The organism is Rheinheimera baltica (assembly GCF_030731985.1).
GTDB lineage: Bacteria > Pseudomonadota > Gammaproteobacteria > Enterobacterales > Alteromonadaceae > Alishewanella > Alishewanella baltica.
On the sequence record NZ_JAPJDY010000004.1, the window covers coordinates 444866 to 451882 of the forward strand.

At 46.3% G+C, this 7017-nt stretch carries 5 protein-coding genes; 4 read left to right on the forward strand and 1 reads right to left on the reverse strand.

Features of this window, described 5'->3' with window-relative positions:
• Positions 1–7 precede the first annotated feature (7 nt).
• Positions 8–2263, forward strand: coding sequence for an arginine/lysine/ornithine decarboxylase (locus tag ORJ00_RS09430; RefSeq protein WP_027671060.1), 2256 nt, complete (start codon positions 8–10; stop codon positions 2261–2263).
• A 370-nt stretch (positions 2264–2633) separates the two neighbouring features.
• On the forward strand, positions 2634–4739 hold the full coding sequence (locus tag ORJ00_RS09435; protein ID WP_306139658.1) for a TonB-dependent receptor: 2106 nt from the start codon (positions 2634–2636) through the stop codon (positions 4737–4739).
• A gap of 97 nt (positions 4740–4836) precedes the next feature.
• On the opposite strand, the gene ORJ00_RS09440 is transcribed toward ORJ00_RS09435, so the two are convergent.
• The gene (locus tag ORJ00_RS09440) at positions 4837–5436 is read right to left on the reverse strand and encodes a gamma-glutamylcyclotransferase (RefSeq protein ID WP_306139659.1); all 600 of its coding nucleotides are present in this window, start codon (positions 5434–5436) and stop codon (positions 4837–4839) included.
• Between the two features lie 382 nt (positions 5437–5818).
• Here ORJ00_RS09440 and ORJ00_RS09445 point away from each other — a divergent pair, with 382 nt between their 5' ends.
• Complete coding sequence (locus ORJ00_RS09445) at positions 5819–6274, forward strand: trypco2 family protein (RefSeq protein ID WP_306139660.1); 456 nt, start codon at positions 5819–5821, stop codon at positions 6272–6274.
• Positions 6275–6374: 100 nt separating this feature from the next.
• On the forward strand, positions 6375–6896 hold the full coding sequence (locus ORJ00_RS09450) for a GNAT family N-acetyltransferase (RefSeq protein ID WP_306139661.1): 522 nt from the start codon (positions 6375–6377) through the stop codon (positions 6894–6896).
• Positions 6897–7017 lie beyond the last annotated feature (121 nt).

A 7017-nucleotide genomic window follows, 5' to 3' on the forward strand; every position in this document is an offset into this window, starting at 1 on the left:
CAATCGCATGAATTTTCGTTTTCCGGTAATTGTTATTGATGAAGACTTTCGCTCAGAGAACATCTCGGGCTCGGGTATTCGTGACTTAGCACAAGCCATAAGCAGCCACGGCTTTGAAGTCGTGGGTTACACAAGTTATGTTGACTTAAGCGCCTTTGCCCAGCAAGCCAGCCGCGCGTCGTGCTTTATTTTATCTATTGATGATGAAGAATTCGGTACCGGCACGCCGGAGGAAGTTGCTAAGGCGTTAGGTGAGCTGCGTACCTTTATTAAAGAAGTACGCAAGCGTAATGCTGATATTCCAATATTCTTGTATGGTGAAACCCGCACCACGCGCCACGTACCAAACGACGTACTGCGTGAGCTGCACGGCTTTATTCATATGTTTGAAGACACGCCAGAATTTGTGGCTAAGCATATTATTCGTGAAGCGAAAAAGTACCTTGATGCGTTAGCGCCTCCGTTCTTTAATGCCTTAATGGATTACGCTTCAGACGGATCATATTCCTGGCATTGCCCTGGTCACTCCGGTGGCGTTGCCTTTTTAAAAAGTCCGGTAGGGCAGATGTTTCACCAGTTTTTTGGTGAAAACATGCTACGCGCTGATGTCTGCAACGCGGTAGATGAGCTGGGTCAGTTACTCGATCACACCGGCCCGGTTGCCGAGAGTGAAGCTAACGCCGCACGTATTTTTAGCTGCGACCACTTATTCTTTGTTACCAACGGCACTTCTACATCAAATAAAATGGTGTGGCATTCTGTTGTTGCGCCGGGTGACATCGTCGTAGTAGACCGCAATTGCCATAAGTCGATTTTACACTCGATTATTATGACTGGCGCTATTCCGGTGTTTTTAATGCCTACACGCAACCATTACGGCATTATTGGCCCTATCCCGAAAAGCGAGTTTTCACCCGAAGCTATCGCGAAGAAGATTGAAGCGAATCCTTTTGCCCGCAATGCCAAGAACAAAAAGCCACGTATTTTAACCATTACGCAAAGTACTTACGACGGTATTTTGTATAACGTAGAAGAAATAAAACAAGAGCTGGGGTCAACCATCGACACCTTGCATTTTGACGAAGCCTGGCTGCCACACGCCAGCTTCCATGACTTCTATAAAAATATGCACGCCATAGGCAAAGACCGGCCGCGCTCAGCAGATACGCTGGTATTTGCAACCCAGTCTACCCACAAGTTACTCGCTGGCTTGTCACAGGCCTCGCAAATTCTGGTGCAAAACGCGCAGAATCGTAACCTTGATACGCACCGGTTTAACGAGTCGTATCTGATGCACAGCTCAACCAGCCCGCAATATGCCATTATTGCCAGCTGTGATGTTGCCGCGGCTATGATGGAAGCGCCGGGCGGTACCGCGTTGGTGGAAGAGTCACTGCTAGAAGCGATAGATTTTCGTCGTGCTATGCGTAAAGTGGATGCCGAGTTTGGTGATGATGACTGGTGGTTCCGTGTATGGGGCCCGGATGAATTACCGGAAGAGGGCTTGGGCACGCGCGATAACTGGACACTGCATGCTAAAGACAGCTGGCATGGCTTTGGCGCGATAGAATCAGGTTTTAATATCCTTGACCCTATTAAAGCCACCATTATTACCCCGGGCTTAAACCTGCATGGCCAGTTTGACGAACAGGGTATACCTGCCGCTATTGTCAGCAAGTACCTGGCAGAGCACGGTATTATCATTGAAAAAACCGGCCTGTACTCGTTCTTTATTATGTTTACTATCGGCATAACGAAAGGCCGCTGGAACTCAATGGTAACCGAGTTGCAGCAGTTTAAAGACGACTATGATCAAAACCAGCCAATGTGGCGCATTATGCCGGAATTCGCTAAAAAGCATCCGCGCTATGAAAAAGTGGGCCTGCGCGACCTGTGCCAGCAAATTCATAATATGTACCGCAAGTATGACGTGGCCAAAGTCACCACTGAAATGTATCTGTCGCATATTGAAACCGCTATTACACCGGCAGACGCCTGGGCCAAGATGGCGCACCGTGATATTGAGCGGGTATCTATTGATGAAATAGAAGGCCGTGTTACCGCCATGTTAGTAACACCGTATCCGCCTGGCATACCGCTAATGGTGCCGGGTGAGCGCTTTAATAAAATTATTATTAGTTACCTGCAATTTACCCGTGCCTTTAACAGTGCGTTCCCGGGATTTGAAACCGACGTGCACGGCTTAGTGCGCGAAATGGTAAACGGCGAGCTGAAGTACTTTATTGATGTAGTAAAAGAGTAAGCGCTTGGTGCTAAGTTTTTAGTCCTTATGGCTGGGTAACCAGCCGCGTTTTGCATTAAGACCGGGATGGTATAACCCTATACCATCCCGGTCTTTTATTATTCACAGTTAGGAGCTTGCACAGTTAGAAGCATGAACACAGTGCCGTGGAAATATCTTAAGCGTATAAATTCTAATACAAACCTCTCCTGTCATTTATTAATTCTAATGAAGAATAAACGTGCAACTGATAACTATTCGCAATATAATTTGTTTTATTGTGATGTAACGCTTGTTGCTGCACGCCGTCGTCCGCTAATTAGTGGCGGTATGGGCATAGTGTATTAACGATGACAGCAACAGGCACTTCAATAAAATGGAGAGGGTTAAATTGAAATTCCGACTAACAAGTATCGCAGCAGCCGTTCTGTTAAGTAACACCGTTGTGGCTCAGAATATTGATAACGCCGACAGCGTTGAGCGCATTGTGGTTGAAGGCAAATACTTGTCTGTAAACCAATCAAACTCAGTTAAAACGCCAACCCCAATTATTGATGTGCCGCAAAGCTTATCTATTGTCACTGCGGAACAGATCACTGAGCGTGGTTTTAACAGTATTGGCGACATTATCGACTATACCCCGGGGGTGAATACCTCTCAGGGTGAAGGGCATCGTGATTCCGTGGTATTTCGGGGCGTGCGCTCAACGGCTGACTTTTACATTGATGGTAACCGTGATGATGTCCAATATTACCGCGCGTTATATAACATAGAGCAAGTAGAGATTTTACGCGGCCCGAACGCGTTATTATTTGGTCGTGGAGGTACGGGCGGTATCTTAAACCGGGTAAGCAAAAAGGCCCAGCTGGACGATAATTTTGCCGGTTATAAACTGGGCTTAAACAGCTTTGGCGGCGTGAGCGGCGAGCTGGATACTAACGTGGTTACGACAGATAATTCGGCAATACGTATTAACGCCATGGTTGAGCATCTGGAAGGTCACCGTGATTATTATGACGGCGATCGGGTAGGCTTTAATCCAACGGCACGGCTTAAATTATCTGACGAAACTCTGCTGGACCTGTCTTATGAATACGTTAATCACGAGCGTTTTATAGACCGCGGTATTCCAACGGGTGCCGATGGCCGCCCGGTTACCGCGCTAAAAGACGTTGTGTTTGCCGATGCAGAAAATAACGTCCATGAACTGGAAGCACACGTATTTCGTGCTGCGCTGGAGCATCGTTTCAGCGACGTAATTAAGGGTAACTTTACTGCCCAGTATGGTGATTTTGACAAGGTGTACACTAATTTTTATGCCAACAGCTTTAATCAGGCAGAAAATACCGTTGAACTGGATGGCTATGTCGACAACACCTGGCGCGATAACCTGACGTTGTCTGCCAACCTGATTGCCGAGTTTGACACCGGTACTATTGCGCATACCGTGATCTTAGGTTCAGAGTTTAGCCAAACCGACTCTGATCAAAACCGTTTTAACCCGGTATTTGACTCTACCTTAACTGACCGCGAAATCTTCAGCATTGAACGGCCACTGAACTTCCATAACTTAACTGGTGTCAATGCTAACGGTGACACCGTTACAGCAAGCTTTAGCGATTTAAATGACGACACCCGCGTTGACCTGAATGTATTTTCATTTTATCTGCAGGACGAAATTAAACTCACCGACCAGCTTAACTTAGTGCTGGGTGCCCGTTTCGACCGTTTTGATATCGACGTGTTTAACGCCATGCCTGAGGTATTGGAAACCCGCAGCCGCACCGACGAAGAAATTTCGCCACGTGCCGGCCTTATTTATAAGCCAAAGGATAATATCTCGTTGTACGCCAGCTACAGTGAAACTTTTCTACCACGCAGCGGCGAGCAATACACTGATATTAACGGTAGCAATAACCAATTAGACCCAGACACTTACAGCAACCGTGAGGTTGGCATCAAATGGGATTTTGCCCAAGGTTTAAGTTTTACTGCTGCCGTGTTTGAAAATGAGCAAAGCTCACCTCAGGTTGCCGACAGCGACCCATCAACGCTGGATGTGATTGATTCTGATATTTCTGGCTTCGAGCTGCAGTTAAGTGGCCAGATAAGCCAGGATTGGTCGGTATCAGCCAACTACAGCAACATGAGTGGCGAAATTGTCAGCCGTACTGGCCCAACCGGCAAAACACCGGCTGAATTACCGGAGAATACTTTCTCGGTGTGGACCCGTTATCAGGTAAATGATGTGTTTGGTTTCGGTGTTGGTGCAACATACCAGGACAAGAGCTTTATCAACAGCGGCAATACCGCGGTATTACCCTCGTATACCCGTATTGATGTGTCGGCTTACTACGATATCTCTGAAGACTTACGTATTCAGCTGAACGTAGAAAACCTCACCGATGAGCTGTATTTCCCTAATGCACACTCAACGCATCAGGCATCAGTAGGCGCACCACTGCATGCCGCACTGACTCTGGTTGGCTCGTTTTAATCGCATTTTGTTAATGTACTAAGAAAAAGGCCGGTAAATACTACCGGTCTTTTTTGTGGCAATATCCGCCCGTTTTAATCACTCACTTTTCAACCACTCAGGGCATAAGTAACAGCAACTGCCGTTCAATAGCAAACACATGCTCATCGTGTTCGTTCATGTCACGTAGTGCCTGCGCCAGTTTTAGCAGGTATTCGCTATTAGGGCCGCTTGGACCACGGCTTTTGGCAATATGGGCGGCAATTTCAGCGTCACTGGCAGGGCCTAAATAAGCCTCGTTATCGGCGCTGGCTAAATACACCACGCCTTCCGTTTCATCGTGCCCGCTGTTGCCGGACTCGCTGTTATCAGAGCTGGGCAGCCAATGTAATGGCGTAAATACACGCAGATAACCGTTTTTTTCACGATGGTCTAAATGCTCAAAAGTATCTGGTGTAACCTGATACGCCATACCCGCACAGCGCGCGCCGGGTGTTTCAACTAGCGTTAACACCCTTCCTGGTGCCTCTGGCGTACCACGATGATCATGCGAGCCCTGCCAAAACCGCCGCTGCCAGCCATAAATACAGGCAGGCTTTGCATCTAAATAGGCAAAGTCGGTTTTATATATCAGTGAGCCATAACCAAACAACCACACCGAATCGAGGTGGTTCAACGGCTGGCGCTGCTTGTTCAGGGCAATGGTGTTATGCGACATAAAGTTATGTTTAGCTAAATTATGCCAACAGTGTAATAGGCTTTTGTCCGGCAAGGAATGCGTATTCTGGCAGTGGCCCAATCGCAAACCCTGGCATACAGATACGGCAAAGGCATTAAATACCGATATCGAATATGTTCTAGGTATTTAAAGCTAAAAATCAGTGTGTTTGCATACCTGTATTATCAAAGCGTTCCTGCTTTGTTAGACGGGTTAACCCGTATTTGTCGCCTGCATAAGTACCAGCTGTACCTATAAGTAATTGTAGTTTTAAAAGATGCAGTGTAATGTTCTGTACATTAAATTTACAAGTACGGGTTAACCCGTGTTTAAGTGCGGGTCGACCCGTCGAATAAGCGTTATGCATTACAAGGAGTTAAGTGTGAAGGGAAATATCAGCATCAAGGACTTCATTAAGTCAGTAAAGCAAGAAATACTTGAATCAATAGATAATGAAAGCCCGTTGTTTGAGCTTGGTAGTATAGAATTGGAAATAGCATTTCAAGTTGAAGCCACAGCTGGGGCTGGTTTCAATCTCTACGTATTTGAGCTAAATGGTGAATCAAAGGCTACTCAAACACACAAAGTAAAAATTTCACTTAACCCTTTGGCTCAAACTGAGTCAGTGTCGCAGTCTACTGACGTGAGGCGTGCAAGAGTTGAAACTAGAGGTGCACAAATTCACCGAAGAAATTCGCGAACCAAAGGAACCTCACCGAAAATGAGCGTTGAAAGAGAGCCTTCGATCATTAAACAGCCACCTCGCCTTCAGCACACCATCGGCAAAGCGCGAAGAAAAGAACGGTTAGGTAAGAAGGATCCCAGTAACAATGCATAACAATCAAATTTTATCGCCATCAAACAGCGCTGGCTGCGACGTCAACCCGCTGCGCGGCTTTCCGCGCTAAATTTGGGCGTTATACCTTTAGGAGAATTTTTTGATCAAAGGTGTGTTGGTAAGAATCCGAAATGTAAAAGCAGCTGATTTAGATGAGTTCTACAGCTTGTCCTCGAATTATGAAGATCCAGGTGATTTCATGCCGCTGAGTTTTGTCTCTGAGGTTGCTTTCAAGACTGAATTTGCCGATACCGGCTTCTGGAAAGATCATTGTGGAAAGTTGCTCGTTGAAGATTCTTCCGGCCAAATTGTCGGAGAAGCAGGATTCTTCAAAACTGCACACTATATTGACGGCAGAGAAATATATTACAGAATTTTCAGTGGTCATCGAGGCAAAGGATACGCGAGTGAGACCTTGGCTCTTTTGGCCCAATTTTTCTTTGAATCATCTTCCATGAATCGAATTCAAGCAGTTACAGTTCAAGGTAACGACGTATCAGAGCATATGCTAAAGAAATCTGGATTTGTATTCGAAGGAACAATGCGACAAGCACGTTATTTTAAAGGGCGACTTGTCGATCTTAATTTGTTCTCGCGTGTTCGCTCAGAACGTCAGGTATAACAAGTTGCTTAATTTCGTTCCGGCCACAAAAAGCGTGGCCTCCAGAAACCTCCCCCAATAAAGTAGACGCCTATCAAAACGATGAGGTAGGCAAAAAATGGCTAAGATACTCAGTGATCAG